23 protein-coding genes and 1 pseudogene are annotated in these 21,358 nt (G+C 71.7%); 12 read left to right on the forward strand and 12 right to left on the reverse strand.

The genetic code is table 11. The features are described from left to right. Positions 1–363 precede the first annotated feature (363 nt). Together ABZW30_RS33140 and ABZW30_RS33145 are read left to right on the forward strand one after the other, a co-directional pair. Positions 364–993, forward strand: coding sequence for a CBS domain-containing protein (locus ABZW30_RS33140; protein WP_355674983.1), 630 nt, complete (start codon positions 364–366; stop codon positions 991–993). 186 nt (positions 994–1,179) lie between these two features. Further along, entirely contained in the window at positions 1,180–1,830 is a 651-nt protein-coding gene (locus ABZW30_RS33145; RefSeq protein ID WP_355674928.1) for a beta-glucanase, read from the forward strand. Between the two features lie 94 nt (positions 1,831–1,924). Here the strand turns inward: ABZW30_RS33145 and ABZW30_RS33150 are convergent, their stop codons facing one another. Next, complete coding sequence (locus ABZW30_RS33150; protein ID WP_355674929.1) at positions 1,925–2,296, reverse strand: hypothetical protein; 372 nt, start codon at positions 2,294–2,296, stop codon at positions 1,925–1,927. 276 nt (positions 2,297–2,572) lie between these two features. Between ABZW30_RS33150 and ABZW30_RS33155 the strand changes: the two genes are divergently transcribed. Further along, positions 2,573–2,905 carry an SHOCT domain-containing protein gene (locus ABZW30_RS33155; RefSeq protein ID WP_355674930.1) on the forward strand — a complete coding sequence of 111 codons (333 nt, stop codon included), beginning with the start codon at positions 2,573–2,575 and terminating at the stop codon, positions 2,903–2,905. 153 nt (positions 2,906–3,058) lie between these two features. On the opposite strand, the gene ABZW30_RS33160 is transcribed toward ABZW30_RS33155, so the two are convergent. After that, the gene (locus ABZW30_RS33160) at positions 3,059–3,469 is read right to left on the reverse strand and encodes an organic hydroperoxide resistance protein (protein WP_355674931.1); all 411 of its coding nucleotides are present in this window, start codon (positions 3,467–3,469) and stop codon (positions 3,059–3,061) included. A 174-nt stretch (positions 3,470–3,643) separates the two neighbouring features. Here ABZW30_RS33160 and ABZW30_RS33165 point away from each other — a divergent pair, with 174 nt between their 5' ends. From ABZW30_RS33165 to ABZW30_RS33175, 3 genes are all read left to right on the forward strand, one after another. Then, positions 3,644–4,117, forward strand: a complete 474-nt coding sequence (locus ABZW30_RS33165) for a MarR family transcriptional regulator (RefSeq protein WP_355674932.1) — start codon at positions 3,644–3,646, stop codon at positions 4,115–4,117. 349 nt (positions 4,118–4,466) lie between these two features. Continuing rightward, positions 4,467–5,036, forward strand: coding sequence for a sigma-70 family RNA polymerase sigma factor (locus ABZW30_RS33170; RefSeq protein ID WP_355674933.1), 570 nt, complete (start codon positions 4,467–4,469; stop codon positions 5,034–5,036). Further along, positions 5,033–5,746, forward strand: coding sequence for a hypothetical protein (locus ABZW30_RS33175; RefSeq protein WP_355674934.1), 714 nt, complete (start codon positions 5,033–5,035; stop codon positions 5,744–5,746). Before ABZW30_RS33170 ends, ABZW30_RS33175 begins: the two co-directional genes overlap by 4 nt. A 72-nt stretch (positions 5,747–5,818) precedes the next feature. Here ABZW30_RS33175 and ABZW30_RS33180 read toward each other — a convergent pair whose 3' ends face one another. The 3 genes from ABZW30_RS33180 to ABZW30_RS33190 form a co-directional block, all read right to left on the reverse strand. Continuing rightward, a complete protein-coding gene (locus ABZW30_RS33180) occupies positions 5,819–6,487 on the reverse strand; it encodes a GAP family protein (protein ID WP_355674935.1) in 669 nt (222 codons plus the stop codon). Between the two features lie 202 nt (positions 6,488–6,689). Beyond that, complete coding sequence (argG, locus tag ABZW30_RS33185) at positions 6,690–8,102, reverse strand: argininosuccinate synthase (RefSeq protein ID WP_355674936.1); 1,413 nt, start codon at positions 8,100–8,102, stop codon at positions 6,690–6,692. Positions 8,103–8,522: 420 nt separating this feature from the next. Next, positions 8,523–9,239 carry a rhomboid-like protein gene (locus tag ABZW30_RS33190; protein ID WP_355674937.1) on the reverse strand — a complete coding sequence of 239 codons (717 nt, stop codon included), beginning with the start codon at positions 9,237–9,239 and terminating at the stop codon, positions 8,523–8,525. Positions 9,240–9,454: 215 nt separating this feature from the next. Between ABZW30_RS33190 and ABZW30_RS33195 the strand changes: the two genes are divergently transcribed. Then, complete coding sequence (locus tag ABZW30_RS33195) at positions 9,455–10,165, forward strand: rhomboid-like protein (protein ID WP_355674938.1); 711 nt, start codon at positions 9,455–9,457, stop codon at positions 10,163–10,165. Positions 10,166–10,348: 183 nt separating this feature from the next. Beyond that, on the forward strand, positions 10,349–13,042 hold the full coding sequence (locus ABZW30_RS33200) for a glycosyl hydrolase (RefSeq protein WP_355674939.1): 2,694 nt from the start codon (positions 10,349–10,351) through the stop codon (positions 13,040–13,042). Positions 13,043–13,211: 169 nt separating this feature from the next. Here ABZW30_RS33200 and ABZW30_RS33205 read toward each other — a convergent pair whose 3' ends face one another. The 3 genes and pseudogenes from ABZW30_RS33205 to ABZW30_RS33215 form a co-directional block, all read right to left on the reverse strand. After that, positions 13,212–13,370 carry a hypothetical protein gene (locus ABZW30_RS33205; RefSeq protein ID WP_355674940.1) on the reverse strand — a complete coding sequence of 53 codons (159 nt, stop codon included), beginning with the start codon at positions 13,368–13,370 and terminating at the stop codon, positions 13,212–13,214. Positions 13,371–13,719: 349 nt separating this feature from the next. Beyond that, positions 13,720–14,865, reverse strand: coding sequence for a class I SAM-dependent methyltransferase (locus tag ABZW30_RS33210; RefSeq protein WP_355674941.1), 1,146 nt, complete (start codon positions 14,863–14,865; stop codon positions 13,720–13,722). 285 nt (positions 14,866–15,150) lie between these two features. Further along, a pseudogene (locus tag ABZW30_RS33215) lies at positions 15,151–15,270 on the reverse strand (radical SAM protein); the annotation flags it as partial. Here ABZW30_RS33215 and ABZW30_RS33220 point away from each other — a divergent pair. Next, positions 15,247–15,696 carry a hypothetical protein gene (locus ABZW30_RS33220; RefSeq protein ID WP_355674984.1) on the forward strand — a complete coding sequence of 150 codons (450 nt, stop codon included), beginning with the start codon at positions 15,247–15,249 and terminating at the stop codon, positions 15,694–15,696. The pseudogene ABZW30_RS33215 and the gene ABZW30_RS33220 overlap by 24 nt on opposite strands. Positions 15,697–16,373: 677 nt before the next feature. Here ABZW30_RS33220 and ABZW30_RS33225 read toward each other — a convergent pair. Continuing rightward, entirely contained in the window at positions 16,374–16,757 is a 384-nt protein-coding gene (locus ABZW30_RS33225) for a hypothetical protein (protein WP_355674942.1), read from the reverse strand. A gap of 488 nt (positions 16,758–17,245) precedes the next feature. Here ABZW30_RS33225 and ABZW30_RS33230 point away from each other — a divergent pair, with 488 nt between their 5' ends. From ABZW30_RS33230 to ABZW30_RS33240, 3 genes are all read left to right on the forward strand, one after another. Next, positions 17,246–17,770 carry a CbrC family protein gene (locus ABZW30_RS33230; protein ID WP_355674943.1) on the forward strand — a complete coding sequence of 175 codons (525 nt, stop codon included), beginning with the start codon at positions 17,246–17,248 and terminating at the stop codon, positions 17,768–17,770. A gap of 122 nt (positions 17,771–17,892) precedes the next feature. Then, on the forward strand, positions 17,893–18,129 hold the full coding sequence (locus ABZW30_RS33235) for a hypothetical protein (RefSeq protein ID WP_355674944.1): 237 nt from the start codon (positions 17,893–17,895) through the stop codon (positions 18,127–18,129). A gap of 138 nt (positions 18,130–18,267) precedes the next feature. Further along, positions 18,268–18,765, forward strand: coding sequence for a DUF6745 domain-containing protein (locus ABZW30_RS33240; protein ID WP_355674945.1), 498 nt, complete (start codon positions 18,268–18,270; stop codon positions 18,763–18,765). Here ABZW30_RS33240 and ABZW30_RS33245 read toward each other — a convergent pair. Genes ABZW30_RS33245 through ABZW30_RS33255 form a run of 3 tightly spaced genes read right to left on the reverse strand, consistent with a single transcriptional unit; the run spans position 18,693 to position 21,230 of the window. Then, the gene (locus ABZW30_RS33245; protein ID WP_355674946.1) at positions 18,693–19,940 is read right to left on the reverse strand and encodes an alpha/beta hydrolase; all 1,248 of its coding nucleotides are present in this window, start codon (positions 19,938–19,940) and stop codon (positions 18,693–18,695) included. The genes ABZW30_RS33240 and ABZW30_RS33245 overlap by 73 nt on opposite strands. Before the next feature lie 16 nt (positions 19,941–19,956). Then, a complete protein-coding gene (locus tag ABZW30_RS33250) occupies positions 19,957–20,595 on the reverse strand; it encodes a VC0807 family protein (protein ID WP_355674947.1) in 639 nt (212 codons plus the stop codon). Further along, positions 20,592–21,230 carry a TetR/AcrR family transcriptional regulator gene (locus tag ABZW30_RS33255; RefSeq protein WP_355674948.1) on the reverse strand — a complete coding sequence of 213 codons (639 nt, stop codon included), beginning with the start codon at positions 21,228–21,230 and terminating at the stop codon, positions 20,592–20,594. The genes ABZW30_RS33250 and ABZW30_RS33255 overlap by 4 nt, the downstream gene beginning before the upstream one ends. Positions 21,231–21,358: the final 128 nt, after the last annotated feature.

The following is a 21,358-nucleotide window of genomic DNA, read 5'->3' on the forward strand; positions in this document are numbered from 1 at the left end:
GGCTCCGGCGTCGGCCCGGCCGGGAGCTCTGCGGCCGCCGCGACCGTCTCGCCCACCGTCCGTTCTGCCAACGGGCCCTCCCGGGGCCGTGCGTGCCGTCGTGGTGGATGGTCCAACGAGTCGATCACGTGATGGTTGCGCCGTCCGTGGCCCCGGCGCGCCCCAGGACGGCTCGCTCCGGCTCGTCGGCTCCGTGTTCGCAGGTCAGGGCCATTGGTCCTACCCGCTCAGCCCCTTGGCCCCTGGCGATCTGCGCCGTTCGGGGCGATGCTGCGGGTACCGGCCGGGACGATCCGCGCCCGGTCCGACCAACACCGTTGGACGAGGTGAACCGGCGTGCGGCATGCCACCGTCGAATCCGTGATGACCAGCCCCGTGGTCCGGGTCGCGCCCGAGACCGGTTTCCGGGAGATCGTCGCGCTGCTGACCGACTACGACATCACCGGCGTGCCGGTGGTCGATCCGGAGGGGCGGCCGCTCGGCGTGGTCTCGGAGGCCGACCTCCTGCGCACCCTGGCCGCGCAGGAGGACCCGGGCGGTCTGCTGCCCGCGCCCGAATCGGCGAAGGCCGGGCAGGGCGGCGAGATCACGGCGGCCCACCTGATGACGGCGCAGCCGGTCTGCACCACGCCCGACACCAGCGTGGTCGCGGCGGCCCGGCTGATGAGCCGGCACGGGCTGAAGCGGCTGCCGGTGCTGGACGAGGAGGGGCGGGTCATCGGCATGGTGAGCCGCGGTGACCTGTTGCGGGTCTTCCTGCGCGAGGACCGGGTGATCCGGCGGGAGATCGTCGAGGAGGTGCTCGGCCGGATCGACGGAGTGAGCCCGGCGGAGATCGGGGTGGAGGTCGACCAGGGTCGAGTGGTGCTCAGCGGCACCGTGCCCGAAGCGCACCTGGTGCCGGTCGTGCTGAACCTGTGCCGCTCGGTGGACGGGGTGGTCTCGGTGACCGACCGGCTCCGGGCCGGGGGTGCCACCGCGTCGGTCGGCTGATCCGGGCCGCCCGTCCGGCTGCCGCTTCGAATTCGGCGGACGTATCCCGAGCCTGCTCCGGACGTATCCCGAGCCTGCTTCGGACCCAGACGGTCCGCTTCGCATACTGCGTAACGTATCGGGTAACTCACTCTGTGTGCCCGACGGTTCGGACTGTCGGGGTGCCGGAGCATTGGGGAGGCTGCCGTGGCAGTCGTGTTCGACGCGGACTTCACTTCGACCAGGCAGTGGATTGCCGGGCGCAGCAGCGCCTACCCCCAGATGGGGCCGACCAATCGGAGCGACCACAAGCTCGACTACCTGAGCCGCCAGTACTGTCCCGGTGGGGTGTTCGCCGCTGTCCGGCGGCCCACCGGCGGGCTGTGGACCTGCAATCTGCTGACCACCGAGGGCAGTCCGCAGGGCTTCCAGGTCCGTACCGGGGACGTGCTGTCCGCGCAGGTCACGCTGCCCGTCGAGCTGGGCGCCTGGCCGGCGATCTGGACCTGGCGGGACGGCGGCAACGAGGTCGACGTGTTCGAGTACCACCCGGACAACCCGGACCTGTTGGAGATCTCCAACCACGTCCGGGGCGGCTTCCGCTACTGGCACGGCGGCGGCGTCGGGATCGAGCCGGGGGCGACCTTCGACCTGCGGGTGGTGCTCGGCGCGCACTCGCTGGACTGGTACGTCGAGGACGAGCTGGTCTACGCGGACCTGCACGGCGTGGGGACCGGTTGGCACGCCTACCTGATCGTCAACCTGTCGGTGGCGGACGGGACCTACCACGACCGGCCGCCCTTCGACGGACCGAACCGGCTCAGCTGGGTCTGCCACAGCCTGCAGGTCGAGCGCTGACCCGTCGGTCTGGGGAATTCTCGGTGCTCGTCGGTTTCGCAGCGCGCTCGCTGGTCCGCAGCGTGCACGTTGGTTCACGGTGTGCGCGTCGGTTTCACGGTGCGAACGATGCGGTGATCGGGCCGCCCGGGCCGGAGCGCTGGAACCAGACCGCCTGGCGGTGCGGGCCGATGTGCGCGGGGTCGGTCACGTACAGGTCGTCGCGCGGGGCGCGCTCGTTGCCCGGGGCGAGTGCCGCGTCCACGGCCCGGTCGGCGATGGCGCGCAGCAGGGCGGTGGCGGTGGCCTCCGCAGCGGCGGGGGCTATGGCGAGGGCGGTGAGTTGGGTCCAGAGCGAGACGGACACGTAGGCGATCGGGGAGCGGCCGAGCGCCTGGTGGGGGCCGTGGTCGGTGTGGCGGCGGAGCGTTCCGGCGGCGACGAGCTGCTCGGGGGAGCGGTGGTCGTCCGACGGGTGGTAGCTCATGGGCGGCAACGCTACCCCGGGGTCGGGGGTGCGAGCACCGTGACGTTTTCTCAGCCTCTCTTCACAGCGCTTTGACCGGTCGGGGGCGCACGATGGTGGTAGGGCGCTGATCGCCCCGGGCGGTCCTGCTTGCTCTGCGGCGCTGCTCCTTGGCGCGACGGCGCCTTGGGCGGCCCGGAACCCCGGGCGGTACGGCGCCTTGGGCGGCCCGGAACCCCGGGCGGTACGGCACCGGTCACCTCGGTGGGCCCCGACGGGCCGGAGGAGGAGGTCTTGATGAGGCACTGGCACGGGTACGGGCCCGGCCATGGACCGGGTGGTTGGGGCATCGTGGTGATGGCGATCGGCTCGCTGCTGATCCTGGCGCTGCTGGTGCTCCTGGCCATCGCCCTGTTCCGGTACATCTCCCGCTCGCGGCAGCCGGTTCCGCACGGCCCCGCGGCTGCGGGCGCCGCCGGGCCGGGGCCGGGCGGACCGCCCGGTTGGGCGCACGGCCCGACCCCGGAGCAGCTGCTCGCGGAGCGGTTCGCGCGGGGTGAGATCGACGCGGAGGAGTATCGCCACCGACTGGAGACGCTGCGATCGGCGGCCGGGCCGGGCAGCGGCTGACCGGGGGCACGGAGTGTGTCTGAGGCCCGCCACGTGTGCGGCGGGCCTCGGTGTCTGGCTACTGGGTGTCGGTGCTCGGCCGGCTCGCCCGGTGTACCCGGCTTGCCCGACCTTCCCGATGCGCCTGACTCATTCGACTTCGACGTATTCGGCTTATTCGACGACCAGCTCGACTGGGATGTTGCCCCGGGTGGCGCGGGAGTACGGGCAGACCTCGTGGGCCTGCTCGACCAGCAGCTGGCCGGTCTCGCCCGCGAGGGAGTCGGGCAGCTCGACGCGCAGCACGACGGAGAGGCCGAATCCCGCGCCGTCCTTGCCGATGGACACCTCGGCGGTCACCGAGGCCTCGCTGGTGTCCACCCGGGCCTGGCGGCCGACCAGGCCGAGGGCGCTGGCGAAGCAGGCGGCGTAGCCGGCCGCGAAGAGCTGCTCGGGGTTGGTGCCCTGGCCGCTGCCGCCGAGCGCGGGCGGCATCGCGAGGGCGAGGTCGAGCTGGCCGTCCGAGCTGACGGCGCGGCCCTCGCGGCCGTTGGCGGTGGCGGCGGCGGTGTAGAGCGCGTCCATGGTGGTTGTCCCTTCGTGTTGATGCTCGTCTCGCGGGGTGCGGGTCGTGGGTCGTCGTGCACGGGTGTGCCGCTCCGGCGGATTCCCGGCGGCCCGCTGCCTGCTCGACAAGTAGAGCACGCAATTTAATTGCGCACAACTCAATGGTGTGAGTGTCATCGGTACCATGGGGTCATGACCACGCTCCCGGGCATGGCGGACGAGGAACTGCTCCGTCTCGACCAGCAGATCTGCTTCTCGCTCAATGCCGCCTCGCGCGCCTTCGGCGGCGTCTATCGAGTCCTGCTCCGGGACCTCGGGCTCACCTACCCGCAGTACCTGGTGATGCTGGTGCTCTGGGAGGACGGCGACCTTCCCGTCAAGCGGATCGGCGAGCGCCTGCGGCTCGATTCCGGCACGCTCTCCCCGCTGCTCAAGCGGCTCGAGGTGGCCGGGCTGGTGCGGCGTGAGCGCAGCCCGGAGGACGAGCGGTCCGTCACGGTCGGTCTCACCTCCGAGGGGTCGGTGCTGCGCGAGCGGGCCGGGCAGGTGCCGCGCCGCCTGCTCGCGGCGACCGGGCTGCCGGTCGAGGATCTGGCCGCGCTGCGCGAGCTGCTGGAGCGGGTGACCGGCGCGCTGGACTCGGCGGTGGTGGAGCCCGCGCCGTAAGTCTCGGGGGTGGGGCCGGGATCGGGGGCGTTGCCGGTGGCCGGTGTCGGCGTCGGCGGCGCTCCTGGTGGCGTGGAGCCGCCGTGCGGGGCTGCCGCGAGGCTTTGTCAAGCCCGACTTCATCGGGGTGTGATCTGGGTCACGCCATGGGCGTCGGGTGGCCGCCCGAACGCTCGAATGGGCAGGTCAGCGGCAGTGTTCGGAAGTGAACGGAAACATTCGCCAATTGTCCGCCCGATCCGGTCAACAACCCGGGCCTCCCGGACGGTTACAGCACGAGCCCCCAAAGGGGGTCGTCGGTGTGCCACCCGGTGGGCCGGCCAGCTGACCCAGGAAAGAGGGGGCGCGTGTGAACACTCCCGGGCCGGGCGAGGAGCGGAGTCTGCGGGCGGACCCGCTCGACGACTTACCGGCCGACTTCGAGGCCTTCTTCACCCGCGAGAACTCCGGCTACCTCCGCTACGCCCAGCAGCGGCTGCGCCACCGCGAGGATGCCCAGGATGCCGTGCAGAACGCCGGCACCACGCTCTACCGGAACTGGCGCCGAGCCCTGGCCAGTGAGGACCCGCAGGCCTTCGCCTTCAAGATCGTCAAGGATGCGGTGATCGACGTCATGCGCGAGCGCCGCCGCACCGAGCGCAAGCGGCTACGGGTGATCGCCCAGCGGCGCCCGGACACCAGCCAGGACGAGCTGGAGGAGCTCGCCGAACTGGACGCCCTGGACTGGGCGATGGAGGAGCTCGCGCGCGCCGCGCCCGTACAGGCCGACGTGGTCCGGTTGCGTCAGGCGGGCCTGTCCTACCACGACATCGGCCGGGCGCTCGGCATCGCGCACACCACCGCCCGCACCTACTACAGCCTTGGGCGGCGCCACCTGGAGTACTTGCTGGAGCACCCGGACGACGAGCAGGCGACATGAGGATCACCGAGCTGCTGCGCGCGCACGCCGCCGAGCTGGACCGGGAGTTCCGCGAGCACGACCCAGCGGCGTTCACCCGCCGACTGGCCGAGCGGCTGGCAGCCGCCCGCCGGTCCGCCCCGACCGCGCGGGAGCGCCCCGCCCGGCCGCCCGCCGCCGCACGGCCGCCGCACGTCCCGGTGCCGGGGGAGCACGCCTGGGCCGGGGGCCGGTCCGAGTTGCGGCGCGACCTGCGGTACCTGTGCGCGGGCGTCGCGGGCGCGGTGGAACCGGCGGAACTGGCCCTGGACCTCGAACTCGCCGAGAAGACCGCTCTGCGCACGCTCGGCTGCCTGCTCTACGGCATGGGTCGGACGGCGGACGGGGTCTTCTGGTGGCGGATCGCCGTCCAGTACGGCGACCGGTTGGCCGTCCACTGCCTGGCCGTGCACTACGCCGCCGAGGGCGAGCGGGGCGACGCGGCGCGCTGGGCAGCCGAGGCCGAGGACCTCAGCGGCCCCGGACGGCTGCCGGAGCTGGCCCCGGAGGCCCGGCCGAGCAGCACGGCCGAGTTCGCGCGGCGGCTGGCGGAGCGGTACGACGGGGAGATCCTGCTGACGCTGCGGGACGCGGTCGGGGCGGGGCCGAGTGCCCGCGGCGACGGGGGCGCCGACGGCGGGCGGCTGGGCGTGCGGACGGTGCGGGGGAGGGGGGTGGTGCGGATCCGGTGAGGGCGCCGGGGCCGTTGCGGCGCCGGGCCGTGCGGGCGGCGCCCCGGGTGCGCGGATTCCGGTTCAGCGGGTTCAGCCGAGCCCGGTGAGGGCGTCGCCCAGGTAGGCGGCGCCGAGGACCAATGGGACGGCGGTCGTGATCGCCGCGTTGTGCGCGGCCGTCCAGGCACGCCACTCGCCGAGGGTGCGGATCGAGTGGTCGTTGCCGAGCCGGTGGACCGTGAGCGGCAGCAGGGTGCCCAGCGAGCCGAGCAGGACCATCAGGGCGGCGGCCAGCGCCTTGGCCCCCGCACCGGTCGGACCGGCGGCGATGGACGCGGCGCCGCCGATCGCCGGGAGCAGGGTCTTCGGGTGGGCCACCACCAGGGTCGCGGCGAGGCCGACGGACCGGGCGGGAGTGAGGCGGTCGATGCCGAGCAACCAGGTCGGCGGCGCGGTGACATGCCCCGGTCTCGGACGGTCGCGCCACTGCTTGGCGGCCAGCAGGAGGAGCAGGGCGCCGAGGGCGAGCTTCAGCCAGAGCGACCAGGTCGGCCCGCCGCTGTCCGGGCTCAGCGCGCTGCCCGCGGCCAGGACCGCTGCCACGACCGCTGCCAGGCCGAGCACCCAGCCGGCGGTGAAGGCGAGCCCGTTGGTTCGGCCGCGGGGCGAGGCGAGGATCAGGAGCACGGCGATCAGCGGCAGCGGGCTGAGCGCGACCGCCACCGCCGAGGCCAGCATCGGGCCGATCGCCTCACCCATCCCCGGACCTGCCTTCCCGTCGCCGGGTGCCGTCCGCCATTCAGCTACCGCTGGGGGCGGTGCGCACGGCCGGTTCGGCCGTTCGGGTGAGGCGAGCGGAGCGGCGCAGGGCCGCCGCACCGAGTGTGGTGCGACGGCCGTGCGCCGGGTGCGTCCCTCGACGACAGTCGCCTGACTCCGTCGGCTGGGTCACGCGACTGGGTCAGTCGGTGCCGGACTCGATCGCCGCGTGATCGAGCGCGGTGGACTCCGCCTCGTCACCGGTGCCGGCGGCGATCGGCGCCGCGCCACCCGGGGCGAGCTCGCCGATCAGACCGCTCCAGGGCGCCAGCTGGCCGTGGCCCGCGTACTGCTCCAGCTTGCTGCGGGAGTCGGCGATGTCCAGGTTGCGCATGGTCAGCTGGCCGATCCGGTCGTCCGGGACGAACGCCGCGTCGACGCTGCGCTCCATCGACAGCTTCTCGGGGTGGTAGCTGAAGTTCGGGCCCTGGGTGTCGATCACCGAGTAGTCCTGGCCGCGCCGCAGTCGCAGGGTGACGCTGCCGGTGACAGCCTGGCCGACCCACTTCTGCAGGCTGTCGCGCAGCATGAGCGCCTGCGGGTCGAACCAGCGGCCCTCGTACAGCAGCCGACCGAGCCGGCGGCCCTGGGTGTGGTAGGTGGCGAGGGTGTCCTCGTTGTGGATCGCGTTCAGGAGGCGCTCGTAGGCGGTGTGCAGCAGCGCCATGCCCGGGGCCTCGTAGATGCCGCGGCTCTTGGCCTCGATGATGCGGTTCTCGATCTGGTCCGACATGCCCAGACCGTGCCGCCCGCCGATGACGTTGGCCTCGTGCACCAGCTCGACGGCGGTGCCGAAGTCACGGCCGTCGATCCGGACCGGGCGGCCGAACTCGAACTCGACGGTGACGTCCTCGGTCTGGATCTCCACGGCCGGGTCCCAGAAGGCGACGCCCATGATCGGGGCGACGATCTCCATCGAGGCGTCCAGGTACTCGAGCCGCTTGGCCTCGTGGGTGGCGCCCCAGATGTTGGCGTCGGTGGAGTAGGCCTTCTCGGCGGAGTCCCGGTACGGCAGGTCGCGCTCGGCGAGCCACTCGGACATCTCCTTGCGGCCACCGAGCTCGGTGACGAAGGCCTGGTCCAGCCACGGCTTGTAGATCCGCAGGTTGGGGTTGGCCAGCAGGCCGTAGCGGTAGAACCGCTCGATGTCGTTGCCCTTGTAGGTGGAGCCGTCGCCCCAGATGGACACCCCGTCCTGCTGCATGGCGCGCACCAGCAGGGTGCCGGTCACGGCGCGGCCGAGCGGGGTGGTGTTGAAGTACGTCTGCCCGGCGGAGCGGATGTGGAAGGCGCCGCAGGCGAGGGCGGCGAGGCCCTCCTCGACCAGCGCGGCCCGGCAGTCGACCAGTCGGGCCTGCTCGGCGCCGTACGCACGGCCGCGGGCCGGGACGTCGGCGAGGTTCGGCTCGTCGTACTGGCCGATGTCGGCCGTGTAGGCGTAGGGGACGGCGCCGTGCTCGCGCATCCACGCGACCGCGACGGAGGTGTCCAACCCGCCCGAGAATGCGATGCCGATCCGTTCACCGACCGGCAGCTTGCTCAAGACCTTCGACATGCATGCACCCTTGACCCACCCGCGCGGCGCGGGCTCCTGATTTAGCGACGTGTGAGGGGATTCGGCGTATTCGATCCGATGCCCGCACTCTGGCATAGGTTTGCAGAGTAGCGCAAGAGAATACGGAGGGGTCGGTTGGGGTGGCGGTTCGCGGTGTCGCCGTCCGCCGACGGTGGATCGAGTCAACTCGGCCGAGAATGGGGGCGGTTGGGGTGGTGGCGGGGTCGAAACGGCGCTTGGGGGATGGGTCGGGAGATCGGCTGGATTTTTTCGGGGTGGATGGCGTGGATGGGGTGGATGGGCCGGGGCGGCCGGGGCCGGCTCGGCGGATGTGCGGGGAGGGGCCGTGGGGATACGGGCACGGGCCGGACTCCCACGAGTGGGGGAGTCCGGCCCGTCGTGGTCGGGGCGGTGGGGGCGTCAGCGGGTGCGGCCGCCGTTGTGCGCCGGCTCGCGGCCGGGGTCTCCGCCGGATCCGCTGTCGCTCGGCAGGGAGGCGCGGGCGCGAACCCATGCGGTGCGGGAGGCGAGGACACCGAGCCCGAGGGCGACCAGGTGTCCGGCGTCGGCCAGCTGCTGATTCACTGTCCAGGCGGTGGCCAGCGCCACGGCGAGGGCCGGCAGGCCGTACCGGCGCAGCGGGCGCGGGCCCAGGGCGAGCAGACAGGCGACGGTGGCGACGAGCCCGTAGCTGATCCCGACGTCCCGGGCGCGGGAGAGCGCGCCGGGGATCCGGGCGGTCAGCATGACCCACATGGCGCCCTCGGTCAGCAGAGTGGCGCCCAGGTGCCCGAACGCGAAGACCGCGATCGCGCGGGCCGGGCCCCAACGCCATTCGGCCAGACCCAGGACGACGGCGACCGCGGCGATGCCCGCCCAGGCCGGGACCCCGTCGACCACCAGGCCGCTGGTGAACATCGTCCACCACTTGCCGACCTCCATGTGGTGGACGTTGCTGCTGTTGTGCCGGACGAACCGGGCACGCTCGGCGTGGCTCTGGTTGGCGAGCCAGGAGGCGGTGACGGTCAGGAGGATGACGTAGACGGTGGTGAGTCGCAGGCGGAGGGCGGTTCTGAGCGCCGGGTGCCGGGCGGTGGCGGTGTCGGTCGGTCTCGTCGTCCTGAGGCGGTCCCTCATCGTGCCTGGCGCCCTTGCTGTGTGGTTTCTCGGATGCCGGCAGCTCCACGGGAGGCCGGAGGCCCAGCCTACGTCAGTCGGGGGTGGTGGCCGCGCCGGCTGCGCCCGGCGGCGAGGGGCGACGGGGTCGGATCGGATCACCCGAACGGGCCGCCGCGGCGGCGGGCGGCGGCGGAGGCGGGCGAGGGTGGGGAGGGACCGTCGAGGAGGCCCCGATGACCGGCAGCACCACCGAGGTGCCCGAGGCGCACCGGCGGCGCTGGTGGGCTCGCGCGGCCCGAGCGGTGTGGGCCTATGTCCGGCGGGCCCCGGGTACCTACATCTGGCTGGCGATCCTGCTGATCACCACCCAGGTGATCCGGCACGTCGACACCGTGACCGCCGACCGCATCCTGGAGCGGCGCTCGACCAACCTGCACCACTTGCAGGTCTCGCCGGTCCGTGTGCTGGCGACCAGCGCGCTGTGGATCGCGGGCGGCGGCTGGCTGAGCTACTTCGCGCTCTACAACATCTTCCACGTGCCCGCCGAGCGCTGGCTCGGCACGCTGCGGTGGATCTCGGTGGCGATGCTGGCGCACGTCGGCGCCACCTACCTCAGCGAGGGTGTCCTCGGGTGGGCGATCCATCGGGGCCTCGCCGCGCCGAAGGCCGTCTACACGCTCGACTACGGCGTCAGCTATGCGCTCGCCGGGGTGGTCGGGGTGCTCACCTACCTGATCGTACGGCCCTGGCGGTACCTGTACGTGGTCGGGGTGCTCATCGTTTACGGCGTTGGCGTGTACCAGAGCCGGGACCACACCGGCATCGGGCACCTGAGCGCGGTGCTGATCGGGATCGCCTGTTACCCGATCACCCGGGACCGGCCGGGAGCCTTCGACCCGGTCGTCTCGTCGCGGGCGCTCCGGCGGAGGCCGCGCACGAGGTGAACAGCCGTCAACTGTTCTGATGCGTGAGGGCATTCGGTGAATTCCAACTGTTCGAAACGGAAACGCTCTTAACCGTTTCTTACCGAATGGACCTTCCCCAAGTCGGGCCGACCGGACAGGCTTGCCCCCTGCTTCGCCGGGGCCGCGCGACCGCGCGGCCGGCCACAGGGGAGGACCGCACTCGTGCCCACCAGGCAACGACGACGGCTGCTGCTGAGCGCTGTCACGTTCACCGCCGTCGGACTGACCACCACCCAGGCGCTCGCCGCGCCGTCCACGCCGCCGACGCCGCAGCCCTGGCAGGTGCGGCACCAGGCGGACATCGGAAAGCAACACACCCAGAAGGTCCGGGGCGAGAGCGCCCTCTCGACCTTCAGCCCCAAGGCCGAGACGGCGGCCGGGGACGGCGGCGACGAGGCGGAGAACTCCGCCGAGGGCACCGCCCAGTACACCGAGGCCCGCACCGCCCCCGGCGTGGTCGCGCCGGGCGCCTACGGCGCGGCGTGGTCGCAGCTGCAGTCCATGCCGCACACGGACGGCCACTGGGAACATGTCACCGACAAGCCGTACAACTCCGACGACCCGCGCTACCGCGACGTCAACTCCAACTCCAGCGGCGGCGCCGGCCTGGTGACCGGTCGGATCACCGGTATCGCGGCCGACAGCGACGGCTACGTCTACGCGGGCGGCGCCAACGGCGGGGTGTTCCGCTCCCGCACGGGCGGCGGGCAGTGGGAGCCGATCGCCGACAGGCTACCCACGCTGTCGACGGGCACGCTGAACCTGGATGGGGGTGGGCGGCTCTGGTACGCCACCGGCGAGTCCAACACCGGCGCCACCTCCTACGTCGGCACCGGCGTGTACGTGCTCTCGGACCCGAAGCGCGGGAAGTTCCAGCCCGGCAACCGCGTCGGCGGCGCCGAGCTGGAGTCCACCATCATCCACGCGCTGCGCTTCGGTGGCGGCAAGGTGTGGGCGGCGACCAGCCGGGGCGTGTGGAGCCACTCCACCACCGACCTCTCCGGCCCGTGGACGCTGGAGTTCGCGCCCAACCCGGACTACCTGCCGGGCGGTTCGAAGGCCAAGGACCCGGCCGCGCCGTACAAGAACATCGCCAATGACATCGCGATCGACCCCAAGGACCCGGCCAAGGTGATCCTGGCGGTCGGCTGGCGCGGCGGCGACACCTACAACGGCTTCTACAGCAAGGCGGCCGACGGCAGTTGGCAGCGGGTGGCCTCGCTCGGAGACCTGCCGACCGACGCCGCGAACGTCGGCAACGTGACCTTCGCGCGCTCGGCGGACGGCTCGCGCTACTACGCGATCGACCAGTCGCCGGACGTGATGGCGCACAACCCGGACACCGGCCTCAAGGGCATCTACGTCTCCAAGTCCGGTTCGCCGTCCGGTCCGTGGGCGCTCATCGCGGACAAGGACAAGCTCAAGGGATCGGGTTCCGCCCTCCAGGACCCGGGCTACCAGCCGGGCATCCAGGCCTGGTACAACCAGTCCCTCCAGGTCGACCCGGCCAACCCGGACCACGTCTACGCGGGACTGGAGGAGGTCTTCGAGACCACCGACGGCGGCTCCGATTGGGCTACCGTCGGACCGTACTGGAACAACGGCTTCCCGTGCTGGAGCATCGACCCCACCAAGCAGACCGGTGACTGCTCACCGACCACCCACTCCGACCAGCACGCCGTCGCCTTCGGCAGCTACCGGGGCAAGGTCAACGTCTACGTCGGCAACGACGGTGGCATCTACAAGCGCCCGGGCAACGGGCAGTTGGACGCCTGGGGGCACGGCAAGGACTGGACGCCGCTCAACGACGGCACCATGGACACCTTGCAGTACTACTCGGTGGGCATCGGCAAGGACCCGGCGGACCGCTCCGGCAAGGGCGTCATCGTCAGCGGAGGTCTGCAGGACAACGGCGAGTCCATCCTGCGCGCCCACGACAAGGTGATGGGATCCAACTTCGGCGGCGACGGCGGCGACACGCTGGTCGACCCGGCCAACGGCTGCAACATCGCCGAGGAGTACGTCTACCTCGACATGTGGGTCACCCAGAACTGTGCTGTCAACGACGGCAGTTGGACGAAGGACCCGAGCAAGGCCACCTCCTACGAGGTCGCCCCGCCGGACAAGGACACCAGCTCGGCCCGCTTCATCGCGCCGATCACCAGTGACCCCAAGGACGTCAACACCTGGATCGCCGGTGGCCGGCACGTCTGGGTCCAGCACAAGGGCTACGCGATTCGCAGCGGCAGCGAGTGGACCAGCGCCTACGACCTCGGCGCCGGCCACGTCGCCACGGCGGTCTCGACCGTCAACGGCACGGTGTACGCGGGCTGGTGCGGCCCCTGCAACAACCAGGGCTTCAGCCGCGGCATCGCGGTCGGCAAGACCGACGGCACCGGCTGGCACCAGCTCGACCTGCCGGTCGACGGCACCCTGCCGAACCGGTACATCTCCTCCTTCGCGGTGGACGAGAACGACGCCCAGCACGTCCTGGTCGCCTTCTCCGGCTTCTCGCGGACCTGGACCGAGGGCCCCGGCGCAGGCATCGGCCACCTCTTCGAGACCCGTGACGGCGGCGCCACCTGGACCGACGTCTCGGCCAACCTGCCGGACGTCCCCACCACCTCGGTCAAGATCCTGCCCAACGGCGGGCTGGCGCTGGGCACCGACCTCGCCGCCTTCTACCGCGCGCCCGGGCGTGCCGACTGGCGCGTCCTCGGTCGCGACCTGCCCACCACCTCGGTGCAGCAGCTCAAGACCGGCCCCGACGGCCGCCTCTACGCCGCCACGTTCGGGCGCGGTATCTGGTCCATCGACCCGCGTGAGCTGTACCAGGACAACGACAACCAGTACTGACCGCTTCGCGGTTTGATCGGTGCCCGGCCCGCCCTCGACGAGTGCGGGCCGGGCACCGGCGTTGTGGGACTCTCGTGGGCGGGGCCGGTCCTGCCACGCGGGCGGGAGACGCGAGACGGGCCGACGGGCGCTTCCCCGGGCGGCGCCCGTCGGCCGAGTGGGTGGTGGGCTACTGGCCGAGGCGCTGGGCCAGGCAGAGGATGTTGTCCTCGCTGTCCTTGAACCGGACGGCGCGGATGTCGTCGCGTTCGGCGACGCCGTTGACGGTCTTCGGTTCGGGGAAGTCGTACTCCTCGAAGGTGATGCCCCGGTCGCGCAGGGCGGACATCTCGCCGTCGAGGTCGGCGACCTTGACACTGGCGAAGGTGTGGGAGGGCTGTCCGCCGCTGGGGGCTGGTAGATGGTGAGCTCGGTTCCGCCGCAGTCGCAGGTCGGCTCCTCCTCCGCTTCCTCGGTGAGTTCGAGGCCGAGGGTGTCGGTGCCGAGGGTGTCGGTGCAGAAGGCCTCGGCGTGGGTGAGATCGGTGGCGGGGATGGCTGTTTGCAGCGGTCCGTCTCCAGGCGTGGTGTTTCGCCTCCTCCCTGTTGCCGGGCTGGGGATGTGGGGTGCCGGTCGCCCGGTGAACGGGAGGTGGCTTCGGGGCGTGCGCGCCAGGGTGTCGGGGGTCATGGCGGAGGTCATGCGAGGGTGAGGCTCCAGAGCGAGGTGATCTCGGCCGCGCGGGCCGCGTGGAGGGGGTCGGACCGGTCGGGGGCGGTGGCTCGGGGGTGGCGCGGGACGGTGTCGAAGCGGCCGGTGACCCGCAGGCCGGCCGCGGCGATGGCGGTGAGCAACTCGGCGCGAGTGCGCAGGCCGAGGTGCTCGGCGAGGTCGGAGAGGACCAGCCAGCCCTCACCGCCCGGGAGCAGACGGTCGGCCAGGGATTCCAGGAAACCGTGCAGCATTCGGCTGTCCTGGTCGTAAACGCCCTGGTCGAGGGAGGAGGAGGGCCGGGCCGGCAGCCACGGTGGATTGCAGACGATCAGGGCGGCTCGCTGGTCGCCGGGCGGGTAGAGGGCGGTGCCGACGGTTTCGACGCGGTCGGCGAGACCGAGGCGCTGGGCGTTGTCGCGGGCGCAGGCGAGCGCGCGCGGGTTGGCGTCGGTGACCAGGACCCGGCGCAGGCCGCGTCGGGCGAGGACTGCGGCGAGCACGCCGGTGCCGGTGCCCAGGTCGAAGGCGGTCGGGTGGTCGAGGGCGGCCACCGGGAGCGGCGCCCGGGCGACGAGGTCCACGTACTCGCCGCGGACGGGGGAGAAGACCCCGTAGTGGGGGTGGATGCGGGCGCCGAGGGCTGGGACCTCGACGCCCCGGATGCGCCACTGGTGGGCGCCGATCACCCCGAGGAGTTCGCGCAGGGACACGATGCTGTTGTCAAGGAGCGGTCCGTAGGCGGCCAGGCAGGCCGCGCGGACGTCGGGAGCACGGTGGAGTCGGATGCGGTGCTCCGGGTCGAGCGGGACCAGGAGCATGCCCAGGACGCGCGCGTGGCGGGCGCGCTGCCGCCGGTGCTCGCGGAAGGCGTCGACGGGGTTCACGGGGGCGGATCGGGGTCGGCGCCGCTCGGCGCGGCGGCGCATGGCGTGTAGGAGGCGAAGCGCGTCGGGGTAGTCGCCGTGCCACAGCAGCGCGGTGCCCTCACAGGCGAGGCGGTAGGCGGCGTCGGCGCGCAGGGTGCGGTCGGCGGCGATCAGGCGGCGCGGCGGGGGCGTGCCGTTCTCGCTGCGCCAACGGGCGGAGAGGGTGGACAGGCTGAAGGTGGTGGGCCGGTGGATGTCGGACACCGGGGCTCCTCGTCGTCGAACGTGCAAGGGGGCACGAAGAGCACTTCGACGAGGAGGTGAGCAGCGGGTGCGCCGAGTGGTGGCACTGCCGCAGTGGCGAGCGCTGACGTCAGGGCAGATGCGGCTCACGCGTCGAAGCGCGAGCCGGGGTGTCGCCGAGCACGAGGCCCGGCACCGCGGCGTGTCGTATGCCGCTGGTCATGGCGGGCCTCCTTTCTGAACGTCCTTGTCCTGCGCGGTCGTTCGTACGCTTTCACGCCGAGTGGCCGGTTCGCAACCGATATATCACCCGCCCGTCGGCCAGGCCTGCGGCACCCGCTCCAGGACGCCCGTGCCGAACAGCTCGTACAGCGGCAGGGTCTCCAGGCGGACGTAGCCGATGTGGCAGTCGCATACCGGCAACGGTACGTCTACACCTACCAGGAGCCAGACACCTCGGCCTGGAAGCGCAAGCGGGTGTGCCTGGACGACGGCCGGATCGTCTACCGCCTCCCTCGCCCCGTACTTGAAGGCGCGTTCGAAGACCTCGAACGAGGACTCGCACCCAACGGCGCCAGGACCGACGGGCTCATCGTCCCGGATCCCGACCGCCTCACACGAGACAACCGGCATTTCGAAGACGCCATCGAAGTGGTCGAGAAATTCGGCCGGCCCATCATCGACAAGAATGACTGCGGCGCGCCACTGCGAGCAATGAAGGCGCCAAAGAGGGCAAAGAAGCCTGCCGACTTCTTCTATTGCACCCTCGTCGCCGTGTTGGTTTCCCCTGCGACGGGACGGAACCGCCCGGTACGCGAGCGATTGAATCCGGTGTACCGGGACGGTTCCTGAGGCGCTCCGCTCACCACAAGCGGGAGCCTGGCGAGTCTGTCATTGGCTGCGGCGCGGGTCATGAGCGGAAACGTGAAAGGAATCCGGTACAGTGTTTGACCCGCGCCACTTGCGCGGCCGGCACCAAGTTGTGGCAGACAGGCTCGCACCTGATGGGTTGAACGGAATCCTAGAAGGCCAAAGGCTCCAGGATATGGCAGAGCAAGAACTCGATGAACTCGCTGAGGATCATGATGTCCACCTTTCCAGGGCGCTAGAGCGGCGACAGGGTAGGCGGGGCTCCGGAGCGTCAAGGTCCGGTGCTCGAACCTTCCGCCGACCTACCGGGCGTCACCTCAGGACTTCCTAGTCTCCGGTAGGCATCGGAGAAGCGCTCACGGCGATCGGCCGAATGGCCGGTGGTTCCCACTGTCAGGTCACGACCTCGGGAGCGATTGAGGTCGGCGCGTGCCGGCCCGGCGGGTCGACTGGTGGGTGATCAGCAGGCGGCCTGGATGGCGTCCCGCTGAGTGGTGCAGCAACGATCTCGGAGTGAGACCTGGTCAAACCGGGTGCCGTGCTGGCCCCGGCTCGCAAGGAGTCGCCTCACTCCAACCGGAGTGACCTTCCCCGAAGCGCGGTTGGCCAGTTCCGCCCCGACCGGGCTCCCCACCGCCGTTCCCCTCTCTAAGGGAAGGTCAGCACGTGGACTTTCCAGCAGGGCAGGGGACGGGACCTGTGGCCCCGGCGTAGGCCGCTGCTTCGACGGCCGCACGGTGGGCGACCCTTGCTGCACGGGCAACGGCGTAGTAGGTGTCATCGGCATAGTAGCCGTCGCGGTAGTAGCCGTAGTCGTACCAGTCGTACCAAGAGTAGGCCGCTTCGACGGCCGCCCAGTGGGCGACGTCCGCGGCACGGGAAACGGCATAGAAGGCTTCCTCGGTGGCGCGGACGGTGGCAGCGGCGCTCGCGGTGCCACCGACGTTGCGCGCTCTGGCGTCCGTGTCACCTACCGGGACCGCGGCGGCACCATTTTCGGCCGCAGGCAGTGCCCCGGCCCGGGCTGCGGCGCCAATGGCCACACGCCCGGATGGGACGCCGACGGCCGGTACAGCGGAAGCCAGAACCCCTCCCAACACAGCGGAAACCACACCTACCCGCACAACGCGGGCTGAACACCTTCTCATTGCCAAACCCTTCCACTCTTCCACGAAGCTCATGGGGAGACGGGCACCAGGCCCCGGCGCGACAACCGCACTCGGGAAAACGCCGAGTCACACCGCCGCAGGCGACTGCCTGCTGTTCCACTCTCAAACACCGCGCCTGCCCCCGCTATCCCCGCCACCCATCCGGGGTTCGGACCTGGCCCGAACGAGGCCGGCCGTGATCGCGGCCGAGCTGGTGAGCCGCGGGGTATCCGGGCGCAGGTGCCGTCGAAACCGGGAAGGCGTCCCGTGGGACTGGTCCTACGTTGTCAGTGGGTCGGACGGGTCGGCCGATCGCTCCCAAGGTCGTCAGTCCCGGAGGACTGACCCAAGAGGCAGGGGCTGCGGTGATACGGTCGCTGCCCGTGACAGAGCAGCTTCCTGTATTCCCGTACCACCCCGACCCGGTGGCCACCGGCGCCATCGTCCGGTCCGACGCGGAGTGCAGCTGCTGCGATCGGGCCCGCGGCTACGTCTACGTCGGCCCCGTCTACGCAGCCGAGAACCTCCGGAACCGGCTCTGCCCATGGTGCATCGCCGATGGAAGCGCGGCTGGCCGCTTCGAGGCTCAGTTCACAGACGTGGTCGACGACGTCTCGATGGATCGGCTGTTCGCGATCACGCAACGCACTCCAGGATTCAGCGGGTGGCAGCAGGAGCACTGGCTGATCCACTGCGAAGACGGCGCTGCCTTCCTCGGCTCCATCGGAGCCGCCGAGCTTGCCGCCTACCCGGATGCATCGGCATCACTCCGACAGGAACGTGCCTCCTGGCCGAAGTCGCAGGCCGAGCAGTACCTCAACACGCTGACCAGGGACGGTCAGCCGACCGCCTATCTCTTCCAGTGCCGAGCATGCGGCACCCACCTTGCGTACTCGGACGCCACGTAGGCCCGGCTCCGGGCGAGAGGTTCAAAGAGCCGGCTGAGTGAACGTTGGAGGCCTGTCGTTCACCTCTTGTCGGAACGACAGACTGTCCTGGTTTCCACGTTCAACCCGAGGAACAGTCGGGGGTGCGTCCGCACCGTCTCCGGAATGCCTTTGCCACCCATGAGACCGGAGCGGCCGCGGCCGCGGCGGCGGCCACCGGGCTGGGCGACCGGGCGGCGGTCGAGCGCGCCGTCCGCGCCGCCTACCGGGCGGCCGGGCTGGCTGAGCCCACGGCCGTCCGCTGGTTCCGCTCGCCGCTCGCCGCTCGCCGCTCGCGGCGACGGAGGCGGCGCTGGAGCTGCGGGCCGCGGGTGCGGTGAGCGTACGCGAAGCGGTCCGGACCCGGCCCCGGGAGCAGGCCCGGCGGCGGGTCGTCGAACAGGTCGGCGCGGCCGACTGGGCGGCGCACTGGGCACTCACCGGCGGCGAACTCGGTCACCACGCCGCTCGCGGACCGGGTGCGCAACGCCGTGCTCGACCGGCTCGCCCCCGAGGCAGACCGTGCCGAGGTCTCCTCCGACGCGGCCGCCGAGGCGCGGGCCCGCCGCACCACCGTCCGGCTCGCCCTGCTGGACGCCGTGCGCGGCCGGCACGACGCGCCCTGGTTCGCCACCTTCGAGGCCGCCGGGGCGGGCGCCGAGGCCGTCGCGCCGCTCGCCGAGGCGGCACGGGAGGCCTGCTGGTGGTGGCCCTACCAGGACGTCGCGCTGATCAGCGAGCGGCCGGTCGCGCTGCACCGCGACGAGGCCGGGCGGCTCGACCGGGCGGACGGCATGCACGAGCGGCACAACCGGGGCAGTCCTCACACCAGTCGCAGCCGGGATGGTGAGCCGGCCCGCCCGGCTGTCCGGTCGCCGAGCGGGTCGGCTCACCGAGTGAGGCGTCACACCACGGTGTGCTCCAGCCAGTCGAGGATGACGGCGTTCCGCAGCTGCGGTGCCATCGGGGCACAGTGATCGCCGGCACCCTGGACCGCAGTGAGGACGGTGTGCTGTTTGGGGCACCGGAGGAGGTCGTAGAGCAGGGCGTCCTGGCCGGGGATGAGGGCTTCGTCCTCGTAGCCGAGAACCAGGGTGGGGCAGTTCACCAGGTGGGCCACGTCGTCGCAGCGGAACCGGCGGATGGTGTGGGCGAGTTGCCAGAGGTCCTGGGGTGCCCGGCCGGTGCGGGCGTCGTGGAGGAACTGGGGGCCGAAGATCTCGGCGCGTTTGGCGAGCAGCGGGGCGGCGGGGCCGAGATCCGGGAGGACGGTCTGCTGCCAGTGGCGGTTGACGGTCTCGCGGTCGGGGCCGTCGGCGAGACGGCGCCAGATCTCGGGCCAGGCGAGCCAGTTGTTCACGGCGCCGGGGTCGGCGACCACGGCGGCGAGGCGGGGCTCGAAGGCGGCGGCGCGGATGACGAGGATGCCGCTCATGCTCCAGCCGGTCAGGGCGATCCGGTCGGGGTCGACCAGCGGTGAACGGAGGAGGTGGTCGACGACGGGGCGGATGACGTGTTCCCAGTCGGGGCGGAACGGGATGCCGCGCTCGAACAGCAGGCTGCCCTGGCCGGGGCCTTCCAGGATCACGGCGTTATAGCCGCGTTCGACGGCAGCGTACGCACCGAAGGCGTACAGGTCGATGCTCTGGGCGTCACTGCCGTTGGCCAGGACGAGGGTGGGTCGGTGCCGGGGACGGCCCGGGGGAGTGAGGAGGTAGGCGGGCAGCCCGAGGTCCTGATACGGGATGCGCAGTCGCTGCACGGGCGGGTCGAGGAGCTCGCCGGCGCGGTGCCAGCAGGCCTGCATCTCGGCGAAGACGGTCGGTTCGTCGGCGGGCCGGGTGCTGCCGAGGACGGAGAACAGTGCCAGGGAGAGGTACTTGGCGGCGCGCAGGTAGCCGTCGCGGGCGCCCGCCGAGCGGCCGGAGCGCAGGGCGGACTCGGCGGTGGCAGCGGTGCGGCGGCCGAGGGCGAGGAACTCCTCGTGGTAGCTGCGGCCGGACAGCCCGGCCCGGTTGATGCGGTCGACGGCGGCCAGGACCTCCCCGGCCTCGGCGACGCGGTAGGCGGTGGCCCCGAGGGCCGCGCGGGTCTGGAGGTCGAGGTTCGGTTCGGGCAGGAGCAGTAAGCGATCAGCGGCAGTGGTGGTCAAGGGAGGTCCGTTCCGGTCAGGCCCGCAGGCCGTGGCGCTTGGTGTGCGCGAGGTGGAAGAGGAACAGCGGTACCGCGATGACCGGCCAGCAGGCCTGCATGGCCGCCGGGGCGGCGTCGACCGGCAGCAGGTAGGCGAAGGTGAGCTGGGCGAGGGCGTTGAGCAGGCTGGCAGTGCCCCAGACCACGGTGAGCACCCGAAGGCCGTGGCGGAAGGAGGCGTCCTGGTCCCAGCGGCCCTCCCAGGCGCGCAGCCCGTCGTCACCGGCCTTGAGCTGCACGAACGAGCGGAAGACCACCATCAGCGCCGGGCGCCCGTAGCCGACCGAGGCGAGCAGCCAGACACCGATCAGTCCGCCGAGCATGCCGGTCCAGGCCTCGCGGATCAGCAGGGTTCGCGGGTCACCGGTGAGTACGGAGAGGACCAGCCCGAGCCCGATCATGCTGAGGATCAGCAGCGCGAGGAAGTCGACCCGGCGGGTGCGGACGAGCCGGACGACGACGGTGGCCGCCGGCACCGCGGCCGACCAGAGCAGGGCCCACCACTGGTCCACGCCCACGAGGCGCAGGCCGTAGTAGAGGCCGAGGGGCAGGAGGAGGTCGAGCAGCAGCGGTAAGAAGACCGCGGTCCGGCGGGGAGCGGCATGGACGGTCATGACGCGGCCTCGTTCCTGGTCGCGAGGTCGAAGAGGGTGACCAGTTCGCGGCCGTAGGCGCGGGCGTCGAAGTCGTCCTCGACGGCGAGCCGGTTGGCGGCCGCGTCGATCGAGGCGCGGATCGCGGTGGCCATCGCCTCGGCGTCGAACGGGCGGAAGGCGCCGCTGCGTTGGCCGTCCCGCAGGTGCTGCACCAGTAGGGCGACGGGGGTGTCGAAGCCGGCCGTGCCGATCAGTGGGGTGCCGTCCTCGCGGCGGGCGTTGCTGAGGACGTCCACCAGCGCCCGCACCTCGACCGGGCGTTCGGCCATGAACTCCAGGTTGGCCTCGATGTAGGCGGCCAGCATCGTGCCCGGTTCGGTGTGGGCGCGGATGCGCGGCTGCATGAAGACCCGCGCCTGCTCCTGGACGGTGTCGACGAGGGCCTGGAAGAGGTCCTCCTTGTCGTCGAAGTGGTACGAGATCAGCCGCACGCTGGAGAGCTTGGCCCGTTTGGCGATCTGTGCGAACGAGGCGCGGGCGTAGCCGAGTTCGGCGACGGTCTCGATCGCGGCGGTGACGATCTGGCCCCGCCGGGCGTCGGTGATGAAGCTCCGGCCACCGGTCGGAGGGGCGTCGTTGGGATTTACTCGCATGAGTAAAAAATAACACGAGTCGGCAAAGCGGTGGGCGTGAAACAGCCCCGCCGCGTCCGGTCAGGGGCGCGGCGGGGCTGGGCACGTCGGGGCCGGGCGTCAGGCGCAGCCGGCCGGCAGCGGGGTGG

The organism is Kitasatospora sp. NPDC004669, from assembly GCF_040609455.1.
Lineage (GTDB): Bacteria > Actinomycetota > Actinomycetes > Streptomycetales > Streptomycetaceae > Kitasatospora.

What these genes read in the sequence shown, in the direction of transcription:
- ABZW30_RS33160 (WP_355674931.1), bottom strand. Translation starts at nt 3,469, where the DNA reads ATGGACGCGCTCTACACCGCCGCCGCCACCGCCAACGGCCGCGAGGGC.
- ABZW30_RS33150 (WP_355674929.1), bottom strand. Translation starts at nt 2,296, where the DNA reads ATGAGCTACCACCCGTCGGACGACCACCGCTCCCCCGAGCAGCTCGTC.
- ABZW30_RS33195 (WP_355674938.1), top strand. Translation starts at nt 9,455, where the DNA reads ATGACCGGCAGCACCACCGAGGTGCCCGAGGCGCACCGGCGGCGCTGG.
- ABZW30_RS33155 (WP_355674930.1), top strand. Translation starts at nt 2,573, where the DNA reads ATGAGGCACTGGCACGGGTACGGGCCCGGCCATGGACCGGGTGGTTGG.
- ABZW30_RS33190 (WP_355674937.1), bottom strand. Translation starts at nt 9,239, where the DNA reads ATGAGGGACCGCCTCAGGACGACGAGACCGACCGACACCGCCACCGCC.
- ABZW30_RS33140 (WP_355674983.1), top strand. Translation starts at nt 364, where the DNA reads ATGACCAGCCCCGTGGTCCGGGTCGCGCCCGAGACCGGTTTCCGGGAG.
- ABZW30_RS33175 (WP_355674934.1), top strand. Translation starts at nt 5,033, where the DNA reads ATGAGGATCACCGAGCTGCTGCGCGCGCACGCCGCCGAGCTGGACCGG.
- ABZW30_RS33165 (WP_355674932.1), top strand. Translation starts at nt 3,644, where the DNA reads ATGACCACGCTCCCGGGCATGGCGGACGAGGAACTGCTCCGTCTCGAC.
- ABZW30_RS33205 (WP_355674940.1), bottom strand. Translation starts at nt 13,370, where the DNA reads ATGTCCGCCCTGCGCGACCGGGGCATCACCTTCGAGGAGTACGACTTC.
- argG (WP_355674936.1), bottom strand. Translation starts at nt 8,102, where the DNA reads ATGTCGAAGGTCTTGAGCAAGCTGCCGGTCGGTGAACGGATCGGCATC.
- ABZW30_RS33180 (WP_355674935.1), bottom strand. Translation starts at nt 6,487, where the DNA reads ATGGGTGAGGCGATCGGCCCGATGCTGGCCTCGGCGGTGGCGGTCGCG.
- ABZW30_RS33250 (WP_355674947.1), bottom strand. Translation starts at nt 20,595, where the DNA reads ATGACCGTCCATGCCGCTCCCCGCCGGACCGCGGTCTTCTTACCGCTG.
- ABZW30_RS33255 (WP_355674948.1), bottom strand. Translation starts at nt 21,230, where the DNA reads ATGCGAGTAAATCCCAACGACGCCCCTCCGACCGGTGGCCGGAGCTTC.